Annotated in this window: 19 protein-coding genes; all 19 read left to right on the forward strand. The window is 40.0% G+C overall.

The genetic code is table 11. The annotated features are described in order from the left end of the window. The first annotated feature begins 4 nt into the window (after positions 1-4). The 19 genes from BUA96_RS08510 to BUA96_RS08600 all read left to right on the forward strand — a co-directional run bounded on the left by BUA96_RS08510 (position 5) and on the right by BUA96_RS08600 (position 21,009). The gene (locus BUA96_RS08510; RefSeq protein WP_072982244.1) at positions 5-403 is read left to right on the forward strand and encodes a hypothetical protein; all 399 of its coding nucleotides are present in this window, start codon (positions 5-7) and stop codon (positions 401-403) included. Between the two features lie 62 nt (positions 404-465). Further along, positions 466-789 carry a hypothetical protein gene (locus BUA96_RS08515; RefSeq protein ID WP_072982246.1) on the forward strand — a complete coding sequence of 108 codons (324 nt, stop codon included), beginning with the start codon at positions 466-468 and terminating at the stop codon, positions 787-789. A gap of 12 nt (positions 790-801) precedes the next feature. Next, a complete protein-coding gene (locus BUA96_RS08520; RefSeq protein ID WP_072982248.1) occupies positions 802-5,106 on the forward strand; it encodes an eCIS core domain-containing protein in 4,305 nt (1,434 codons plus the stop codon). A 28-nt stretch (positions 5,107-5,134) separates the two neighbouring features. Then, entirely contained in the window at positions 5,135-5,956 is an 822-nt protein-coding gene (locus BUA96_RS08525; RefSeq protein ID WP_072982250.1) for an N-acetylmuramidase domain-containing protein, read from the forward strand. A gap of 5 nt (positions 5,957-5,961) precedes the next feature. Beyond that, positions 5,962-7,287: an ATP-binding protein gene (locus BUA96_RS08530; protein ID WP_072982252.1), complete on the forward strand. Its 1,326-nt coding sequence runs from the start codon at positions 5,962-5,964 to the stop codon at positions 7,285-7,287. 29 nt (positions 7,288-7,316) lie between these two features. After that, a complete protein-coding gene (locus BUA96_RS08535) occupies positions 7,317-7,667 on the forward strand; it encodes a DUF2200 domain-containing protein (protein ID WP_072982254.1) in 351 nt (116 codons plus the stop codon). Positions 7,668-7,674: 7 nt separating this feature from the next. Further along, on the forward strand, positions 7,675-8,040 hold the full coding sequence (locus tag BUA96_RS08540) for a nuclear transport factor 2 family protein (protein ID WP_072982255.1): 366 nt from the start codon (positions 7,675-7,677) through the stop codon (positions 8,038-8,040). A gap of 66 nt (positions 8,041-8,106) precedes the next feature. Then, positions 8,107-9,531, forward strand: coding sequence for a DUF1593 domain-containing protein (locus BUA96_RS08545; protein WP_084673105.1), 1,425 nt, complete (start codon positions 8,107-8,109; stop codon positions 9,529-9,531). Positions 9,532-9,699: 168 nt separating this feature from the next. Further along, positions 9,700-11,838 carry a glycoside hydrolase family 97 protein gene (locus BUA96_RS08550; RefSeq protein WP_072982257.1) on the forward strand — a complete coding sequence of 713 codons (2,139 nt, stop codon included), beginning with the start codon at positions 9,700-9,702 and terminating at the stop codon, positions 11,836-11,838. Between the two features lie 154 nt (positions 11,839-11,992). After that, positions 11,993-12,550, forward strand: a complete 558-nt coding sequence (locus BUA96_RS08555) for a YeeE/YedE family protein (RefSeq protein WP_072982259.1) — start codon at positions 11,993-11,995, stop codon at positions 12,548-12,550. Further along, positions 12,550-12,963, forward strand: a complete 414-nt coding sequence (locus BUA96_RS08560) for a DUF6691 family protein (protein WP_072982261.1) — start codon at positions 12,550-12,552, stop codon at positions 12,961-12,963. The genes BUA96_RS08555 and BUA96_RS08560 overlap by 1 nt, the downstream gene beginning before the upstream one ends. A 217-nt stretch (positions 12,964-13,180) precedes the next feature. After that, positions 13,181-13,789 carry a uridine kinase gene (gene udk / locus BUA96_RS08565; protein WP_072982263.1) on the forward strand — a complete coding sequence of 203 codons (609 nt, stop codon included), beginning with the start codon at positions 13,181-13,183 and terminating at the stop codon, positions 13,787-13,789. A 61-nt stretch (positions 13,790-13,850) separates the two neighbouring features. Beyond that, complete coding sequence (locus BUA96_RS08570; protein WP_072982858.1) at positions 13,851-14,141, forward strand: FtsB family cell division protein; 291 nt, start codon at positions 13,851-13,853, stop codon at positions 14,139-14,141. After that, a complete protein-coding gene (locus BUA96_RS08575; protein ID WP_072982265.1) occupies positions 14,134-15,495 on the forward strand; it encodes a methylmalonyl-CoA mutase subunit beta in 1,362 nt (453 codons plus the stop codon). Before BUA96_RS08570 ends, BUA96_RS08575 begins: the two co-directional genes overlap by 8 nt. Continuing rightward, positions 15,488-17,575 (forward strand): methylmalonyl-CoA mutase, encoded by a 2,088-nt coding sequence (scpA, locus tag BUA96_RS08580; RefSeq protein WP_072982267.1) that lies wholly within the window; start codon positions 15,488-15,490, stop codon positions 17,573-17,575. Before BUA96_RS08575 ends, scpA begins: the two co-directional genes overlap by 8 nt. 21 nt (positions 17,576-17,596) lie before the next feature. Then, positions 17,597-18,481 (forward strand): SDR family oxidoreductase, encoded by an 885-nt coding sequence (locus BUA96_RS08585; RefSeq protein WP_072982269.1) that lies wholly within the window; start codon positions 17,597-17,599, stop codon positions 18,479-18,481. A gap of 272 nt (positions 18,482-18,753) precedes the next feature. Continuing rightward, positions 18,754-19,521, forward strand: coding sequence for a ParA family protein (locus BUA96_RS08590; RefSeq protein WP_072982271.1), 768 nt, complete (start codon positions 18,754-18,756; stop codon positions 19,519-19,521). A 2-nt stretch (positions 19,522-19,523) separates the two neighbouring features. Next, the gene (locus BUA96_RS08595) at positions 19,524-20,429 is read left to right on the forward strand and encodes a ParB/RepB/Spo0J family partition protein (RefSeq protein ID WP_072982273.1); all 906 of its coding nucleotides are present in this window, start codon (positions 19,524-19,526) and stop codon (positions 20,427-20,429) included. Further along, positions 20,419-21,009 carry a DUF5683 domain-containing protein gene (locus BUA96_RS08600; protein ID WP_072982275.1) on the forward strand — a complete coding sequence of 197 codons (591 nt, stop codon included), beginning with the start codon at positions 20,419-20,421 and terminating at the stop codon, positions 21,007-21,009. The genes BUA96_RS08595 and BUA96_RS08600 overlap by 11 nt, the downstream gene beginning before the upstream one ends. Positions 21,010-21,011 lie beyond the last annotated feature (2 nt).

Raw genomic sequence — 21,011 nt, forward strand, 5'->3', positions numbered from 1 at the left:
CGCTATGAAAACACTCAAATTATTAAGTTCTAGCCTTCTCATTTGCTTTTTGCTATCGAGCTGCGGCACTTCTTTTTATGATCAATATAGTTTTACTGAAACCTTGGAGACCAAAGCCAATGCCTTGAGTCTGGTTGAAGTTTCAGATCAAGAATACCAGCAACGCAAAGCCGCTGCCCAAGCATTGATCAATAAAATTGATATGATGGTAAGCTATGAAAAGGCCAAATCCAAAAACGAAATTACCATACAGATGTGGCAGTATTTACAAAGCGACGCAAGCAGTATCCAGCAATTTTTGAATTTGTGGGAAACACAAGGCACATTAAGCCCCGCTTTTAAGGCTGAATTCAAGCCGCAAGTAGCCAAGATCTTTGATCTGATGGCCAATTATAAAAATTAAAAGAACGAACAGTCTAAGCATGCTTTGTTAGACTTAATCACGATGTAAAAAACACTTGAAATATGGATTTTAAAGAACTCTACAAATCGATAAAAGCGGGAATTCTTGATTTGGTCAAAGAACGCTTTGATGAAGAAAGCAGCCTTATTAAAAACGATATTGATCTGTTCTTAGAACAGTCAAAAGATAAATTAGAACGCTGGATGTTATTACTCAATCAAGGTGCCATCACTCCTGCAGAATTTGAACTTTTACTACAAAGCCAAAAAGACCTTTTGATCATTCAAACCCTTGAAAAAGCTGGTGTGTCAAAGATAAAAATAGGTCTTTTTAAGAATGCCGCTATTAAACTCATTGTGAGTAAAGCTGTAACTCTAATTCTGTAAATAGTTTAAGTTATGCCTGCTTTTGCTAAAAATAGAACTCCGTCTACAGATATCAAAAAACCTTCTAAAGCTGCCTTTTTTAAAGTTCAGGCGAAGCTCAAGATGGGGCATTCTGGAGATAAGTATGAGCAGGAAGCAGATACGGTAGCACAACAAGTTGTTGAAAACACTCATGGAAACTCAGCAACCAAAGTGCAACAGAAACCGCTCGCACAAACCATAAAACCGGGGATTCAACTCAAAGCACTAGAGGAAGACCAGATTCAGAAAAAAAGTGAAGAGGAAGAAACTGTTCAAGCAAAAGAAGAAGAGGAAACAGTACAAGCTAAAACTGAAGAAAACGAGGAAGAAACCCTTCAAGCAAAATTGCAAGCTACTGCCACTCCATCTACAAGTATTCAGGAACGTTTAAAAAATAATAAGCACAATGGCGAACCTATGGCTCCGGCTACGCAAACCAGAATGGAGCAGAATTTCGGCACCAATTTGTCTGATGTGCGTATTCACACCGATGCCAATGCCCAAAAAATGAGCGCAGATCTTGGTGCTCAGGCATTCACTTCTGGTCGTGACATTTACTTTAATGAGGGAAAATATGCGCCTGGATCACCCGAAGGTGATGGCTTGCTTGCACACGAATTGACGCATACGATTCAGCAAGGAGCAATTGCTGCTAACAAATCACTGACAACCAATCCGTCAAAACCTAAAAAAACAACTGTTTCATCAAGCGAAACAGCAGTTCCAAAGCAGGATTCCGTTTCAGAACCCGTGAAGCAAAATTCAGAAGAAACAAAGAAAGAGCAATTTCAATCTCAGGAAAATTCAGCACAAACCGAAACTCAAGACCCTTCCTACCCTGCTTCTGCTCAAGAAAATGAAGCCTTTCAGGAATTAACCGAATCCATAACAAACAGATCAAGGGCTGCTCAAACAACGCCCGATGCTGAGGTTTCTGCTCAAGCAGGTTCAGCGGCTGCACCACGTGCTGCTAATGAACAAATGGGCGGTGCACAAGCCAATCAGGTTGAGGTAATGAATGCACAAGAACCGGGAGTTTTTAACGCTTTAAGTTTTAAAAGTCGCCTGATGGAACGTATTGAGGCGATGCAACTTCCGGCAAATGAAGAAGAGGCAGATGACTTTGAAAGCAATAATAATATTGATTCGGTTACTCAAGCTGGAGTTGGGATGGCCAATGCAGAAAGTCAGCAAGCATCTGGAGCGATTGACCAAGCGACCAGTACAGCGCCAGATCCTAATTCTGTTGCACAACGTGAGGTTGCTAACATTCCTGAGGCTCCCGTAGGTCAGCGACCAGCACCTGTAAACGCAAACGCAGCTGCACCTCCTCCCCGTCCTGACAGTCTAGTACAGGCTCCTTTACAACAAAACGTAAATGAAATAGATCAGCAATTAGAAGCAAATCAAGTCACTGAGGATATGCTTCATAACAGTAACGAACCTACCTTCGATAACGCATTAAACGCAACGAACGAAGCTCGTGACCACGCAAATCAAGCTCCTGTAGCATTTGGAGCGTCAGAGCAAGCAAGTTTAACTTCCGCACAAAATTCTGCGCAGCAAAATAGTAGCGCTCAACTCAATGCTATGTATAACAGCAGAGCGTCCTCGCTGGGAAATGCTCAACTGGATCAACAAAACACAGCAACTGCTAACAGCGCTGCCCGAGAACGCATTGCATCAGAAATCAACACCCTGTTTGAAAGCACAAAAAATGCAGTAGAGACAATTTTAAGCGAACTCGAAGAACAGGTTGCATCAAAGTTTACCACAGCAGCAGAAAAAGCCAAGAAGGTGTTTGAGGATTATGTAGCACGAAAAATGGATGCTTATAAAGCTGAACGCTACAGCGGTCTAGGTGGTGCAGTCACTTGGGTGGGTGACGCATTTACCGGTTTACCCGAAGAAGTCAATGCCTTTTTTGAAGAAGGAAGAGAAAAATACATCGAGGCGATGGATAGCGAACTTACAAGTATCGCAGAATATATCGCTCACAAACTCACCGAAGCAAAAACCAAGATTACTGAAGGCAAACAACAAATTGCAGACTATGTTGGAAGTCAGCCTCAGGAGCTTCAGGATATCGCCGAGGAAGCCGCCGGAACTATTCAAAGCAGGTTTGACGACCTAGAACATGCTGTAAATAGCAAACAAGACGAACTTATTGAATCTCTTGCTCAACAGTATCAGGAAAGTCTTGCTGAAGTAGATGCGCGCATTGAAGAAATGCAAGCAGAAAACCGCGGACTTATTGATATGGCGATGGGTGCTGTTATGGGCGTAATTCAAACGATCATCAATATCAAGAATATGCTCACCAACTTATTGAGTGCAGCATTAGATGCGATAGGTGCGATTATATCTGATCCTATCGGATTTTTGATGAATTTGATACGTGGTGTTAAAGAAGGCTTTTTGAATTTTGGTACCAACATCATGACGCACTTGATGAATGGATTGGTGACATGGTTAACCGGAGCCTTAGGGCCAATGGGAATCACAATTCCGGAAGATATTTTCAGCTTGAAAGGAATATTTAGTCTGGTGATGCAAGTGCTTGGGCTGACGTGGGATTATATGCGACAAAAAGCAGTAAAACTTTTGGGCGAACCGGTAGTACAAGCTTTAGAATTTGGCTTTGAACTTTTTCAAATCATCAGAACCGAAGGAATTGCCGGCATTTGGGAATACATCAAAGAACAGTTTACTGATCTAAAAGAAACGGTGATCGAAGGTATACAAGATATGATCATTACCACCGTAGTTGACGCCGGAATCAAGTGGGTTTTAGGATTGATGAGTCCGGCAGGTGCTTTTGTCAAAGCGGCAATGATGATCATCGACATTGTAAAATTCTTTATAGAACGAGGAAGTCAAATTATGGCTTTGGTCAATGCATTTATTGAAGGTGTAAAAGCGGTGGCTTCAGGAAACGTTGGGGCTATTGCCTCTAAAATTGAAGAAGCACTTGGGCGCGCCGTACCCGTGATCATTGGCTTCCTGGCTTCGTTGTTAGGCATCAGCGGTCTCGCTTGCAAAGTGCAAAACCTTATTCAGCGCATACGCCAACGCATAGATAAGGCTATTGATAAGCTAATTCTTAAGGCTAAAAAGGCGTTTAAAAAATTAGGTAATAAAGTAAAATCTGGTGTACAAAAGTTCATTGAATGGTGGCGGGTTAAGAAAAAATTTAGAGGTCAAGATGATAAAACACATACCTTGTATTTTGAAGGTGATGAATCTAACCCAGTACTAACAGTCGCGAGTAACCCTACTCCATTTACCACGTTTATTTCTTCCGTAGTAATTGGTGAAGACCCAAAAGGAGAAAAACAAAAAGCCAAAAACGAAGCCGTACAAATAGCAACTGAAATTGACACAACAAAACGCGCGCCATTAAAAGGAACTACCGAAGAAGCTAAGAATAAAAGCCGGCTAGATAAAAAAGAGAAACTTGAAGCTTTACTATCAGACCTTAGTAAACGTGCTGAAAAGCTATTTGGTCTGGATGTTTCTGAACTTCCCACAACAAAGATTTTCAAACAAGATGCTACAACAAAAGGTGATGACACTGTTGGAACCGAAATGATAGCAGAACCATTAACTCAAAAAGGAAGTGGAGGAAGTATTCCTACCTCTCGAAAACACAAATTATTTGACAAGCTTTTAAAACGCCGTTTGGGTGGAAGTAGTTACTACATCAGAGGGCACCTATTAAACCATAACACACATGGTCCAGGAAAATGGACTAACATGACACCGCTTTCAAAAGAGGGTAATAAAAATCACGAAAGTCTCGTAGAATCACTTGTAAAAGCTGCTGTAAGTTCGGGAGCTATCGTAAAGTACAGTGTTAAACCAGACTACAGTAGAAATGAATTAGCAACGCCAAGCTCTGCTTCTGCTGATATTCAAGAAATACGAGAAGCAGAACAGCACGTTCCAACTAAACTTGTTTGTGAAGCCATCATCATACGGAAGAAAGAAAACAGCTTTGAAAAAACACAGGAAATTGTCAAAAAGAATGTAGATAACCCTATTGATACTACCATCACCAATTATCAATTAGATTCAGAGAAAAAACAACCCGTTAAACTTAAGACTGATACTAAGGATCATATCGCGGCTAATACCTCTGGTATAAGCCGTGTGAGTATTAATCGTATTAAAGATGCTGTCGATATAATAGATAATTTGAAATACTATGATCAGATTATTGCAATTCTTAATTCTCCCGCAGCAGAGGCTGGCGTAGAAAAATTGAGAGCAATGAATAACGTTACTTTAAATTGAATATGACCTAAACACTAAATTAAAAATCATGAAAACATTGCGCTACCGTTCACGAGATCAAGAAGTTTATTTTTTAGAAGAACTACTACAAAAAATGGGTTATGAGATTTATGTCTCTACCTATTTTGGTGTAGATACTGATAAAGCAGTTAAAGACTTTCAGCAAAAAAATGATCTCGTCGTGGACGGCATCGTAGGTTTAAAGACTTGGAGCAAACTGCTGGCTCAGGAAAATCAAATTTTTGACTCGAATTCAAAATTACTGAGTGAACAAGATCTGATTGATTTCGCGCAGCGCTATGATTTAGAATTGGCTGCAGTAAAAGCAGTCAATGAAATTGAGAGCAACGGTAAAGGTTTTCTGGTGGGTGATAAACCGCGAATTCTTTTTGAGGGTCATATTTTTTGGCGACAATTAGAAGCTAAAGGCATCGATCCCAAAAACTATGTTTCAGAAGAGAGCGCTAATGTGCTTTATAAAAAATGGACCCGTAAATATTATGTAGGCGGAATTGGCGAATACGACCGTATGAATAAAGCTGCTGCTTTAGACGATCATCCTGACTTTAAAGCTGCGACAAAGGCTTCAGCATCTTGGGGAATGTTTCAAATTATGGGCTATCATTTTAAAAGTTTGGGTTATGCTTCGGTTGATGCATTTGTAGAAAAAATGTTTGAACACGAGCGGGAGCATCTGGCGGCTTTTGGGAAGTTTTTAGAGGTCAATAAACTCCTGAAACATTTACGCTCAAAAAATTGGGCAGCTTTTGCCAGAGGCTACAACGGCCCCGGTTACGCTGCAAACAAATACGATATTAAACTGGCAAAAGCTTATGCTAAATATTCGTAAACGTTATGAGTACTACACAATGTTTAGGCTTTGATACAATCATGCAGCATTTGCAAGAGCTTATCATTTGGCGATTGAAAAATCCTGATTTGAGCTTTGACGAAGCACCACAATTAGATCGTAAAGCCCTCCCCGACTCGCTATTAAAACAACTTATCATAGTCTTAGAATTAGATGCTGCAGAAATCGCGATACTCTTACTTGTGCTGGCTCCCAACCTTTCACCAGAACTCCTGAAATTTTGTGTGAATCAAGTTTACCCTGATGGCGGCGAACTTCCCGAACTTGGCGGAATTCAAGGCAAAAATCACCGCGGTATCTTACCCACTGCAGAGACTGCGTTGTTTATTCTCACAGGAACAAATATTGAAGCTAGAGTCCGATGCTGGCAGTATTTTGATAAGCATAGTAAACTCATCGCAAACAAGGTCATTCAGTTAGAAAAACCTGAAAAGAATGAACCCAAAATGAGTGGAGCATTGATTTTAGATGCTGAATACACAGCTTTGCTCATTACAGGTAACATACCAGAACCTGAGTTAAGCATTGAGTTTCCTGCTTCAAAGATCGAAACACAACTTACCTGGGATGATTTGGTTCTTAATGACGAAACCCGACAAGAAATTCGGGACCTTGAAATATGGTTGAAACATAACGAAACGCTTCAACAAAAACACCACACGACAAACAGATTCAAGCAAGGATATCGCGTACTTTTTCACGGTCCGCCCGGTACCGGAAAAACACTAACAGCAAGCCTTTTGGGAAAATATACAGACCGTGAAGTTTACCGCATCGATCTTTCAACCGTAGTTTCAAAATACATCGGTGAGACCGAAAAAAACCTGGCGAAACTTTTTGATAAAGCTCATTATAAAAATTGGATTCTTTTCTTTGATGAAGCTGATGCAATTTTTGGGAAACGCACTCAAGTGCGGGATGCACACGACAAATATGCCAACCAAGAAGTTTCTTATCTTTTACAACGTTTAGAAGAGCATCCCGGCCTTGTCATTTTAGCCTCCAATTTCAAAAATAATGTTGATGCAGCATTTACCAGACGCTTTCAAGCTTTGGTCTATTTTGCACCTCCCGGATATCAAGAGCGCCTCGAACTGTGGAAAAAAACACTTCCAAAGAAATTTAAATACGCGCAAGAGATCGACTTAAAAACAATTGCAAAAACTTACGATATTACCGGGGCACACATTACTAATGTTATACATTACTGTTGTTTGCAAGCGCTGAATCAAGACTCACTGACTATTACGAGCAAGAATCTCATAGCAGGTCTTAAACGAGAATACAAAAAAGAAGAAAAGATGTTTTAGTTATATTTGAGTTTCACAAGTACTTCAATATGGCAAAACATCGCATTTATACAATGGCCTTTTCGGGTGTTTATCCGCATTACATCACAAAAGCCGAAAAAAAAGGCCGCACCAAAGAAGAGGTTGATCAAATTATCATTTGGTTAACCGGTTATGATCAGACCGCCTTAAATCGCATACTAGCTGAAAAAACAAATTTTGAAACCTTTTTTGAAGAAGCGCCTCAGCTCAATCCTAATGTTTCCAAGATTACCGGAGTTATTTGTGGTCATCGCATTGAGAATATTGAAGATCCTCTGATGAAAAAAGTACGTTATCTGGATAAATTGATTGACGAACTCGCTAAAGGAAAAACGATGGAAAGAATTCTCAGAAAATAATACTCCTATGGAAGAATATAAAACCATTGCATCAACCTTTTTAAAAGAGGTCGCATTTGGCAATATTGACTTAGCTTTCAAGAAATATGTTGCCGAAGATTTTATGCATCACAATCAGTATTTTGAAGGCTCTCGTGATGCATTGATGCAAGCGATGAAAGAAGATCACAAAACCAATCCTAACCTTGATTTCGAAATTAAAAAGGTATATGCTGATGGTAATACGGTAATCACGCACAGTCTGGTCTCAAAGCAAACTATGCAGATTGCAGTGGTGCATATATCTAGATTTGAAAACAATAGAATTGTAGAATTGTGGGATTTGGGCCAAATCATCGAAAAAGATAGCCCTAATAAATACGGACTCTTTTAATAATTGTAAAAAATACACTTTAGATTTTTATTCTGTATATTTCAATCGATTTAGAGAATATTAATCATGGTTAAGTTTTACTATTCATTCATCATTATACTGCTACTATCAGTAGTAAATACATCAATAGCTCAAACTGTTGATCGACCACGTGTACTTGTGACTACAGACGGCGAAGCTGATGACCGTGCTTCAATGGTGCGCTTTTTGCTCACTTCTAATGAATTTGAGGTTGAAGGTATTGTAAATTCTAGTTCGCAATTTCATTGGGAAGGTGGTCAAGGGTGGAATGCCTTTCACCCCGTAACTTGGGTTAAAGAATATATAGACTTGTATGCTCAAGTTTACCCCAATCTACAAACTCACGATACCCTTTTTCCGCATCCTGACTATTTACAAAGCATATGGAAAGTTGGTAACATCACTGAAATCGGGGAATTTCAAAAACGAACCGAAGGCGTAAAGTTTATCGCAGAAACTCTTTTAGATACTAATGATCATCGACCAATTTGGGTGCAAGCTTGGGGAGGAACGAATACCATTGCTAGAGCCTTAAAAATCATTGAAGAAGACCATCCTGAAAAGATGAAGTATGTTGCTCGTAAACTACGTTTATTCATGATTTGGGAGCAGGATCAATCCTATCAAGAGTATATAAGGCCGCATTGGGAACACTTGAATATCACCACTATAATTTCTGATCAATTTGATTGTATTGCCTATATATGGCCAAAAGTGTTGCCTAAAACTATTCAAACTTACTTTAAAAAATATTGGATGACTACTAATATTATTGAGGGACACGGTGCTTTATGTAATGCTTACGAAAATAATCAAGGTGCCTTCAATGCTGAAGGCGATACCCCGGCATTTTTACATACGATACTAAATGGCCTGCGCAGTATGGAGTCTCCGGATTACGGCGGCTGGGGAGGGCGCTATATCAAGGTTAGAAATAACGTTTGGATGGATCCCCTACCAGACTCATCATTTACCAGACCTAAAAAACAGTGGGGTTTTGAAAATAGTTGGTCAAAACTTATGGAAAATAGAACTTCTCCAGAGGCTATAAGAACCCGTACCCAATATTTTAAATCTACTTGGCGGTGGCTACCTGAAGTTCAAAACGATTTTGCTGCTCGGGCAGATTGGTGTGTCAAACCCTTTGACGCTGCTAACCATCATCCCATCGTTAAACTAAAAAAATCAGCGCTATCAGTAAGGACTAAGGCTGGAGCAACACTTAAATTCGACGCTTCTCAAAGCATAGACCCAGATGGTGATCAACTTCATTTCACCTGGTGGCACTATAACGAGGCCGATACTTATTCTGGTAAAACGATTACCGGTTCAAAAACATCAAAGTTTATTTTTAAAATTCCATACGACGTTGAAATAGGCGATACACTTCACATAATCTGCGAAGTAAAAGATTCAGGAACGCCTGCGCTTACACGCTATAAACGTATTCTTATTACAATCAGCGAATAGCTAGTTGTATAGAAACCTTATTGCTATTCAGGCATAGTGTATTCCCATATTTTAGTAAATCACTAAAATAACTTATCTTTTTTCAGCTTTTTCGCATTCGATTGAAAACTGCTTGTTCGGTTTTTAACCAAAAAATTTTACTTGATAATAGCTTTTGAACATAATACTATGCACAAACTAAGTTACACTTTCGTAATCTTTGCCATGCTTTTTATGAGCTCCTGTGAAGAACAAAAATCTAAAGAAAATTACAGTCTTTCTTCACCTGATGAAAAGAACACAGTTACTTTCAGCCTCACTGAAGCAGGCAAACCTACTTATACGATCGCTCACGATGGTGTTGTGGTGGTAGACACCTCTGCAATGGGTTTTGACCTTAAAGATCTTGACGCGCTTTCGGAAGATTTCGAGATTATTAAGACTGAAACGAGCACTGCTGACGAAACTTGGCAAATGCCTTGGGGAGAACAATTAGAAGTGCGTAATCACTATAACGAGCTGATCATTTATTTACAGGAAACTTCTGAAAATAAACGAAAACTCAACATTCACTTTAAAGCATATAATGACGGTATTGGCTTTAGGTATGAGTTCCCTGAACAAGAAAATCTTAATGAGTTTATCATTGCTGATGAAAACACGGATTTTAACCTGACCGGTGATCATAAAACGTGGTGGATTCCGGGAGATTGGGATATTTATGAGCATCTCTATAGCGAAACAAAATTTTCTGAGATTGATGCTCTTGCTAAAGCAAATAACCCTGATCTTAATGCGAGTTATATTCCAGAAAATGCAGTAAATACACCGGTCACGATGAAAACAGCAGACGGTTTGTATTTGAGTTTTCACGAAGCTGATCTTACAGATTATGCCGGGATGACTTTAAAGGTAAATCCGTCACAACATAAAATGATAAGCGAACTCGTAGGCTCTGAACGCCTGGGAGGGAAAGCTCAAATTAAAGCACCCTTCAATACTCCTTGGCGTACGATCCAGATAGCTGATAGAGCCGGTGATCTGATTGAATCAAAAATGATCTTAAACCTAAACGATCCTAATGAGTTAGGAGATGTTGACTACTTTACTCCAATGAAATATGTTGGGATCTGGTGGGAAATGCACATTGGCAAATCTACCTGGGATATGGAAGGCACTCAGGATATGAACACCTTTACGGTGGGCGAAAAAGGCTCTTCTCAACACGGCGCTACTACAGCAAATGCAAAAAAATATATTGATTTTGCTTCTGAAAACGGTATTAAAGGATTGCTTGTAGAAGGATGGAATACCGGTTGGGACAAATGGATCAATACAGACGACCGGGAAGGCGTTTTTGATTTTATCACGCCCTATCCTGATTATGATTTCGACGAGGTAATGGCTTATGCAAAAGATAAAGGTGTCGAAGTCATTATGCATCACGAGACCTCTGCTGCTCCCCTAACCTACGTGAAACAAATGGATGCCGCTTATGATTTTATGAAAGCTAACGGAATCAATTCGGTAAAAACAGGTTATGTAGGAAAAATTATTCCTAAAGGAGAATATCATCACGGGCAGTGGATGGTAAAACATTATCAAAAAGTTTTAGACGAAACAGCAAAAAAGAAAATTGCAGTCAATGCGCACGAACCTATTAAAGCTACAGGAAAACGCAGAACGTATCCTAACGCCATAGCTCGTGAAGGTTTACGTGGTCAAGAGTTCAATGCTTGGGCCTCAGATGGTGGCAATCCGCCGGCACACTTACCAACGGTCGCTTTTACACGAATGCTTTCCGGACCAATTGATTTTACACCTGGTGTATTCAATATCAAATTTGACGATTATAAAAAAGAGAATCGGGTAAACACCACTTTGGCGCATCAGCTTGGATTATACGTGGTGATTTATAGTCCGATTCAGATGGCCTGCGATCTTCCGGAGCATTATATGGTAAACGGTAAAGTGCATCCGGCATTTCAGTTTATATCAGATGTAGGTGTAGATTGGCAACAGTCTAAAGTGCTTGATGGTGAAGTTGGGGATTTTGTGGTGATCGCAAGACAAGAACGAGAAACTAACAATTGGTTCATAGGCGGAATCACTGACGAAAATCAACGTGATTTTACAATAGATTTTGATTTTCTGGAAGCGGGTAAAACCTATGAGGCCAAACTCTATAAAGATGGCCCGGAAGCTGATTGGGAAAACAATCCGCAGGATTATGCTATTGAAACACTTCAAATAGATAGTACCACTTCGCTTGACATCGCGATGGCTTCGGGTGGTGGATTTGCAATGAGTTTAATTTCTCAAAATTAATAGGTTTCAAATATTTCAAGAAATGTCTTCACTTAGGTAAGGACATTTCTTATTTATAGTAACCAATGTAACTCTTGTTACGTACCGCCAGCGCAAGTTTAGAGTTCTTTGTACGACTCTAGATTTAATAAAATATCTTAAAATTCCCTAGTATATGAATTGGATTTACGATCCTTGGCCTTGGTATGTATCAGGTCCGCTTATTGCCCTAACCATGTTTATTTTACTCTTTGTAGGAAAGCAATTTGGAATGTCTTCTAATCTGCGTACACTCTGCTCAGCTGCAGGAGCGGGTAGAAAATCAGACTTTTTTAAATTTAATTGGAAAGAAGAACGCTGGAATTTGACCGTGATGTTAGGTGCTTTTCTGGGCGGTTTTATTGCTTCTCAGTATCTGTCAGATAATACGGTGACTATCGCCGAAGATGTAGTTGCTAAACTTCAATCTTATGGAATACAGAGCGCTGGAAACGAATATCTTCCTTCAGAACTTTTCAGTTTAGAAAATTTAAGCGATCCTAAAATTCTATTAATACTAATCATCGGTGGATTTCTGGTGGGTTTTGGTGCGCGTTATGCCGGCGGCTGCACGTCAGGCCACGCTATCTCTGGATTGAGCAATTTACAATTACCATCACTTATTGCAGTCATTGGTTTCTTTGCCGGTGGTTTAATAATGATCCATCTTATTTTCCCCTTAATATTTGCATAATGAAAACAATCGTTTATCTCCTCATAGGCACCTTCTTCGGAATATTAATGTATAAATCTGAAGCCGCGTCTTGGTTTCGCATTTTTGAAATGTTTGAGTTTGGTGCTTTTCATATGTATGGTATCATTGGTTCGGCGCTGGTTTTGGGCGTAATCGGTGTTCAGATTATAAAGAAATTCAACCTAAAAGCGCTTGGCGGTCAAGAAATGCGGTTAAAACCTAAAGATAAAAGTGTTGCTCGCTACGCCATTGGTGGGGTGCTGTTTGGCTTAGGATGGGCATTGGCAGGCGCTTGCCCGGGACCTATGTATGTGCTTACAGGTGCGGGTTATGTTTCAATTATGATCGTTATTCTAGGGGCTTTACTCGGCACTTTTGTTTACGGTTTGATCAAACACAAACTTCCGCATTAAGTATAATTTTGTCAAGTTATAACAGCATTTGATTTTGAGGTAAGCCACTGCAGTTTTCCATCAGGATTCTGTTGTATTCATAATAAATACTCAGTTCGAACGATAGATTTCGAAACTAAATTACTAGTATACTGAAACTTGCTACTAACGCCTATTGAGGGTTTATGTGGCCGCATTTATCAAGTAAGTTTCCTATTTTTGCGACAAATTTAAACGTATGCTTATCATAGGAATCGCCGGGGGTACCGGAAGCGGTAAAACCACTGTTGTAAATCAAATTGTACAAGAACTTCCCGAGGGAGAAGTGACGGTTATTTCTCAGGATTCGTACTACCGCGACAACTCACATTTATCTTACGATGAGCGCATTAAGATCAATTTTGATCATCCTAAATCAATTGATTTTGAATTGCTTTGTAAGCATCTAGAGCAACTAAAAAAGGGAGAAACCATTGAGCAGCCTGTGTATTCTTTTGTGAAACACAACCGCACGAGCGATAAAGTGATCACGCATCCGCGGAAGGTGGTCATCGTTGAAGGTATTTTAATTCTTACCCATCCTGAAATACGCCAACTCTTTGACATCAAAATATTTGTACACGCAGATTCTGATGAGCGTCTTATTCGCCGACTAAAGCGCGATATCGCCGAGCGCGGTCGTGATCTTGATGAAGTGTTAACCAGATATCAGACCACGTTAAAACCGATGCATCAACAATTTATTGAACCTACTAAAGAATATGCAGATATTATCATACCTTATAACCGCTACAACAACGTTGCGATAGATATCGTTCGTAGTATTATCAATCAACGTTTGGTTTAATTAAATCTGTGCTGATTTGTCTTTGTTAAAAAAGCTTCGTCAAAAAAGGTGGTTTCGTATTTTGGGAAATAAATACGTGCTCATTCTTGTGATCTTTACGATCTGGATGGTATTTTTTGATACTAACTCGTGGTTTATTCACAAAGAACTTAATGACGAGATCGATAAACTTGAGGGTAACCGCGCCTACTTTAAACAAGAAATAAAATCAGATCGTGATCAAATCAATAAATTAAAAGACTCTGAAGAATTGGAGCGTTTTGCTCGTGAAGAATATTATATGAAAAAAGAAAACGAAGAGTTATTCATCATTGAGTATGAAGATAGCCTAAAAACTAAAGACGATGAGTAAACCCCTTTTTTCTGAATTTCCTCCGGTCTCAGCCAAAGCATTTAAGCAAAAGATTCAATATGATCTGGATGGAGCAGAATATAATGAAACTTTAGTCTGGAATGCTCCTGAAGGCATTTCGGTAAAACCCTTTTATCACCGGGAAGAAACACAAGTATTACCTATTCCAGGGCAACCGGAAAACTGGTCTTGTGTTGAAGAAATTTTTATCCTCAAGCCTCAAACCGCTGCTGCTACAGCTAGCCGTGCTTTAACTAAAGGCGCAGAAGCAATTTATTTTAAAGCCGACAATACGTTTGATAGTGCCCAGCTTTTAGAGCATTTGCCTCAGGAGTCATTAGTACTCTATTTTAATTTTAGCTTTTTAGACGTTTCATTTTGTGAAACCTTGATAGATCAAGCTGCTGCAAAAGGATTTACCGTGTATCTTAATCTGGATATTTTTGGCAATCTTGCCCGTTCCGGAAACTGGTATGCTTCCCAAAAAAAAGATCATCAAGCTCTGGAAAAGCTTTTTTTAAACGGCAAAAACGATAACGTTATAGGTGTAGATGTAAGCCTCTATCACAATGCCGGAGCCACAGTTATTCAAGAGCTTGCTTACGTACTTTCACACTTAAACGAATACTTTAATCATTTTGGTGAAACATTAAAAAATCAGAAGGTTACGTTTAAAGTTGCGTTAAGCAGTAATTACTTTTTTGAGATTGCTAAACTGCGTGCCTTACGCCTTCTTGTTGCAACCTTAGCACGGGAATACGGACTCCAAGAAAATTGTCATATTCTGGCTATTCCCGGCAAGCGCAATAAAACGCTTTACGATTACAACACAAACTTACTGCGCACCACCACAGAAGTTATGAGCGGCATTCTTGGTGGTGCAAATGCTATTTGCAATACCGCTTATGATGCTGTTTATCATAAAACCAATGATTTTGGTCAGCGTATTGCACGCAATCAACTTTTGATTCTTAAGAACGAAAGTCATTTTGACAATACCACCAATCCGGCTGATGGAACCTACTACGTAGAAAATCTTACAAAACAATTTGCCGAAAAAGCTCTAGTACTTTTTAAAGAGATCGAAGCCGGCGGCGGATTTGTAACCCAACTAATAGAAGGTAAAATTCAGAAGAAGATCAAAGAAGCTGCCGCTAAAGAGCAAAAGGCTTTTGATGATCAGCAAAAGATTTTAGTAGGCACAAACGCTTATGTCAACAGCGCCGATAAAATGAACGATGAGCTTGAACTTTATCCATTTGTAAAGATCAATCTGCGTAAAACCTTACTCGAGCCCATTATTCCCAAACGACTTGCCGAACAGTTGGAACAAAAAAGATTAAAAGATGAGTAGAAAAAACCTTCAACATCTAAGCATCAGCCATACGTTCAAAGCCGAATCTGTTAAGAATATACGCCCTGAACATAAAGCTCCGGAACACCTTGATTTCGCCGCTGGAATTCCACCATATTTGCGAGGACCTTATAGTACCATGTATGTGCGCAAACCCTGGACGATCAGACAGTATGCGGGTTTTTCAACAGCTGAAGAAAGCAACGCATTTTACCGCCGCAATTTGAAAGCCGGTCAAAAAGGGCTTTCTGTAGCTTTTGATCTGGCAACACATCGTGGTTATGACAGCGATCACGAGCGCGTAGAAGGTGATGTGGGGAAAGCCGGTGTTGCCATCGATACCGTTGAAGATATGAAGTTGCTTTTTGATCAGATTCCGCTTGATAAAATGAGTGTTTCGATGACGATGAACGGTGCGGTGCTTCCTATTTTGGCTTTTTATATCGTGGCAGCTGAAGAACAAGGCGTCTCTACTGAACAACTTCAGGGCACCATTCAGAATGACATTCTTAAGGAGTTTATGGTAAGAAATACGTACGTCTACCCTCCTGCACCGTCAATGCGCATCATTTCTGATATATTTAAGTACACTTCAGCAAATATGCCCAAGTTCAACAGCATCTCCATTTCTGGATATCATATGCAAGAAGCCGGTGCTACTCCTGAAATTGAATTGGCGTACACCCTGGCAGACGGACTGGAATACATTAGAACCGGAATTGACGCCGGTTTAAAAATCGATGATTTTGCTCCGCGCCTCTCCTTCTTTTGGGGAATAGGAATGCAGCATTTTGAGGAGATCGCAAAAATGCGGGCAGCGCGAATGCTTTGGGCGAAGATCGTAAAGCAATTCAACCCTAAAAATCCAAAATCCCTTTCATTAAGAACGCATTGCCAAACTAGTGGTTGGTCTTTAACTGAACAAGATCCGTTTAACAACGTGGCGCGAACCACCATTGAGGCAGCAGCAGCAGTTTTTGGCGGAACTCAGAGTTTACACACCAATGCTCTAGACGAAGCTATTGCTTTACCAACCGATTTTTCGGCACGTATCGCACGAAATACCCAGCTTTATCTTCAAAAAGAGACAGCGATTACCAGAACAGTTGATCCTTGGGCGGGAAGCTATTATGTTGAAGAATTAACGGAAAAAATTGCGCACAAAGCTTGGGATCTCATTCAAGAAGTTGAAGCCCTTGGCGGAATGACCAAAGCCATAGAAAAAGGGATTCCGAAGCTTCGAATAGAAGAAGCCGCTGCCCGTAAACAAGCCCGAATTGATAGCGAAAAAGACGTGATCATAGGTGTCAATAAGTTTGCACTAGATCAAGAAGATGAACTTATAACCCTAGAAGTTGATAATGCAGCTGTAAAAGAAAACCAGCTGCAACGCCTCGCAAGTGTTAAGAGTTCAAGAGATACAAAAGCGGTAACTCAAGCACTCCAAGCACTAACCGATTGTGCAAAATCAGAACAGGGTAATTTATTAACTTTAGCTGTAGAGGCTGCGAGAAAACGAGCAACTTTGGGAGAAATTTCTGCTGCACTTGAAGCCGTTTTTGGGCGCTACAAGGCACAGACCAAATCATTTAGTGGAGTGTATAGCAAAGAGATAAAAAACGATGAAGCTTTTAAAAAAGCCCAACAGTTAGCTGATGAGTTTGCCGTTTTAGAAGGGCGTCGCCCGCGTATAATGATCGCAAAAATGGGACAGGACGGCCACGACCGCGGGGCTAAAGTCGTTGCCACAAGCTATGCTGACGTAGGTTTTGATGTAGATATCGCTCCGCTGTTTCAAACCCCTAAAGAAGTCGCCAAACAAGCCGTAGAAAACGATGTGCATATTTTAGGCGTTTCCTCATTAGCCGGCGGACATAAAACTCTCGTGCCGCAAGTAATCAAAGAGTTGCAGCAATTAAATCGTGAAGATATCATGGTAATTGTAGGAGGTGTAATTCCGCGTAAAGACTATGAGTTCCTATTTCAATCAGGTGCAGTTGCTGTCTTCGGGCCCGGATCAAAAATAAGTGAAGCGGCGATTTCGATCTTAGAAATTCTCCTAAAAACTTTTGAAGACTAACACGCTTAAATCATAAATGCTATGAATTTTAAAAATAAAATGCTGCGCGACGATGCGCTGAAAGGAAAAACTATTGTAGTAACCGGTGGCGGAAGTGGCTTAGGCAAGGCAATGACCAAATACTTTCTGGAGTTAGGCGCTCAGGTTGCTATAACTTCACGAAATCTAGAAAAGCTGCAAACTACCGCTGAAGCCTTAGAATCAGAAACCGGCGGCACTTGTTTTCCGGTGCAATGCGATGTACGTGATTATGAGCAAGTCGTTGCGATGCGTGATGCGGTCTTAGACCGTTTTGGGAGTATTGATGTCCTTTTGAATAATGCCGCAGGGAACTTCATTTCTCCTACCGAAAGACTTTCGGCAAATGCTTTTGACGTGGTTATTGATATTGTTTTAAAAGGAAGTAAAAACTGCACGTTGGCTTTTGGAAAACATTGGATTGACAAAAAAGAAGAAAACAAAACCATCTTGAATATCGTCACTACCTATGCCTGGACGGGCTCTGCTTATGTAGTGCCAAGCGCAACAGCAAAGGCCGGTGTTTTGGCGATGACGCGTTCGCTCGCTGTAGAATGGGCAAAATATGGCATTCGATCAAATGCGATCGCACCGGGCCCCTTCCCTACTAGAGGTGCTTGGGACCGCTTACTTCCCGGAGATCTTGCAGAGAAATTTGATCTTTCAAAAAAAGTACCTCTGAGACGCGTGGGCGATCATCAAGAATTGGCTAATCTGGCAGCTTATCTGGTTTCTGATTTTTCGGCCTATGTAAATGGTGAAGTCATTACTATTGACGGTGGTGAATGGTTAGAAGGTGCAGGGCAATTCAACCTACTACAAGATATTCCTGAAGAATTATGGGATCAATTGGAAGCTATGGTTATAGCCAAGCGCAACAAGTCTTAAGAGTTTTCGTCCTTAATAAAAAGAGAGAGACCAAACCAAAAATCATTCAACTGCCGCCAGGCATCTTGGTACTATTGAAGTGGTGATAAAATCAGAGGATTTTTAATCCTATTAAAGCGCTTTTGCAGTAATTAAAAGAATGGCAAGGTTTTACCTTTTTGACCAATGTTTTCATGAGTTTTGTACTAAACCAATTGAAACCTGTTAACAAAAAGCATTTTTATTGCGGGTTATAAATCGTATTTTCGCACAACAATACCTCAATATAATCTATGGGCAAAATAATAGCTATTGCTAATCAAAAAGGTGGAGTAGGTAAAACTACGACCTCTGTAAATCTCGCAGCCTCACTGGGCGTGCTTGAAAAAAAAGTACTCTTAATTGATGCAGATCCGCAAGCCAATGCTACCTCAGGATTGGGTATAGATGTTGAGACGATAGAAATGGGTACCTACCAGCTGCTGGAACATTCTAGTAAGGCTGAAGAAACCATTATGAAAACCGAATCTCCTAATCTAGATTTGATTCCGGCGCATATTGATTTGGTGGCAATCGAGATCGAATTGGTTGATATGGATCAGCGAGAGTATATGCTAGCCCGCGCTATTAGACATCTTAAAGACACCTACGATTATATTTTGATCGACTGTGCACCGTCTTTAGGGCTCTTAACGCTAAACGCACTTACTGCTTCAGATTCTGTGATCATTCCTATTCAGTGTGAATATTTTGCATTAGAAGGGTTGGGTAAACTTTTGAACACGATTAAGAGTGTTCAAAAAATACACAATTCATCTTTAGATATTGAGGGCCTTTTACTGACTATGTTTGATTCCCGACTACGCCTATCTAATCAAGTGGTTGAAGAGGTACAAAAGCATTTTGATGAGATGGTATTTGATACGATCATCCAACGAAATGTACGCCTGAGCGAAGCTCCTAGTTATGGGGAAAGCATTATTAATTATGATGCCGGCAGTAAAGGAGCAGCAAATTACTTAAGTTTAGCTCAGGAGATAATCACAAAAAATGATGCATAACTATGGCTAAGGCAGTTAAAAAACAAGCTTTGGGAAGAGGACTTTCAGCACTTTTGAAAGATCCGGAAAATGATATTAAAGCTGCCGGAGACAAGGGCGCTGATAAAGTTGTTGGTAATATTGTAGAGCTCGAACTCGCTAATATTGAAGTTAACCCGTTTCAGCCTAGAAGCAGTTTTAATGAAGATGCTTTAAAAGAGTTAGCAAGCTCTATTAGGGAACTTGGTGTTATTCAACCCATTACCGTACGTAAAATTGAGTTTGGTAAATATCAACTGGTTTCTGGAGAACGCCGTTTTAGAGCTTCAAAATTAGTTGGTCTTGAGACTGTCCCTGCATACATACGTATCGCCAATGATCAAGAATCTCTTGAGATGGCGCTTGTTGAAAATATTCAACGAGAAGATCTTGATCCTATTGAGATCGCACTTTCTTATGAGCGATTAATTGAAGAAATAAACCTCACTCAAGAGCAAATGAGTGAGCGTGTAGGTAAAAACAGATCTACAATCGCTAACTATTTGCGTTTATTGAAATTAGACCCAATCATTCAGACCGGTATGCGTGACGGTTTTCTTTCTATGGGTCACGGGCGTGCGTTGATCAATATCGAGAATACTTCAGACCAACTCGATATTTACGAAAAAATTATTCAGGATTCTTTATCAGTTAGAGCAACAGAAGCGCTTGTAAAGAATTATAAAGAAGGAAAAAAATCTGGTAAAGCTACTCCAATAAAAACCAAAGTGCCTGAATTTATTCAGGAAGGGAAAAAAGAGTTTGCTTCTTACTTTGGGGCTAAAGTAGATATTAAAGTAGCTTCAAAAGGCAATGGAAAACTAATTATTTCGTTTTCTTCAGAAGAAGATTTCAAGCGATTAAAAAAATTAATATCTGGTGCCGAATAAACTTATAATTCTTGCCGCCCTACTGATTTTCAGTTTCAGTTTCAGTCAGGAAACTCCTGAAGAAGAACCTCAGATCGAAGCTGAAGAAATAGACGCCGCGTTTCAAGAATACGACGCATTAAAACCGGCCAAGGCCGCATTTTATGCTGCTGTTCTGCCCGGTTTGGGTCAAGCCTACAATAAAGATTACTGGAAGATTCCTATTGTTTATGGAGCTTTAGGTACAGGTGTAGGTATTGCAGTGTATAATCACGACCTTTTTAAGCAGTATCGAAGCGCGTACAAAGACCGTATTGCCGGTAGAATTGATGAATTTACGATCGTAGATGAAGATGGCAATACCACCGAATTATTTACCGAAGATCAGCTGCTGCGCGCTCAGGATTTTTACCGAAGAAATAAAGAACTTGCGATTTTAATTTCCGCAGGTCTTTATGTATTACAGATCTTAGAAGCCAATGTTGACGCTCATCTCTCTCAGTATGAGGTTGAAGATCGGCTGAGCTTTGCCCCTTTTATGGAACGCAACGAATTTGATTTCTCAAACACTTTTGGGATGCGTATAACTTATACATTTTAGAT

Source organism: Leeuwenhoekiella palythoae (genome assembly GCF_900130045.1).
Classification (GTDB): Bacteria; Bacteroidota; Bacteroidia; order Flavobacteriales; family Flavobacteriaceae; genus Leeuwenhoekiella; species Leeuwenhoekiella palythoae.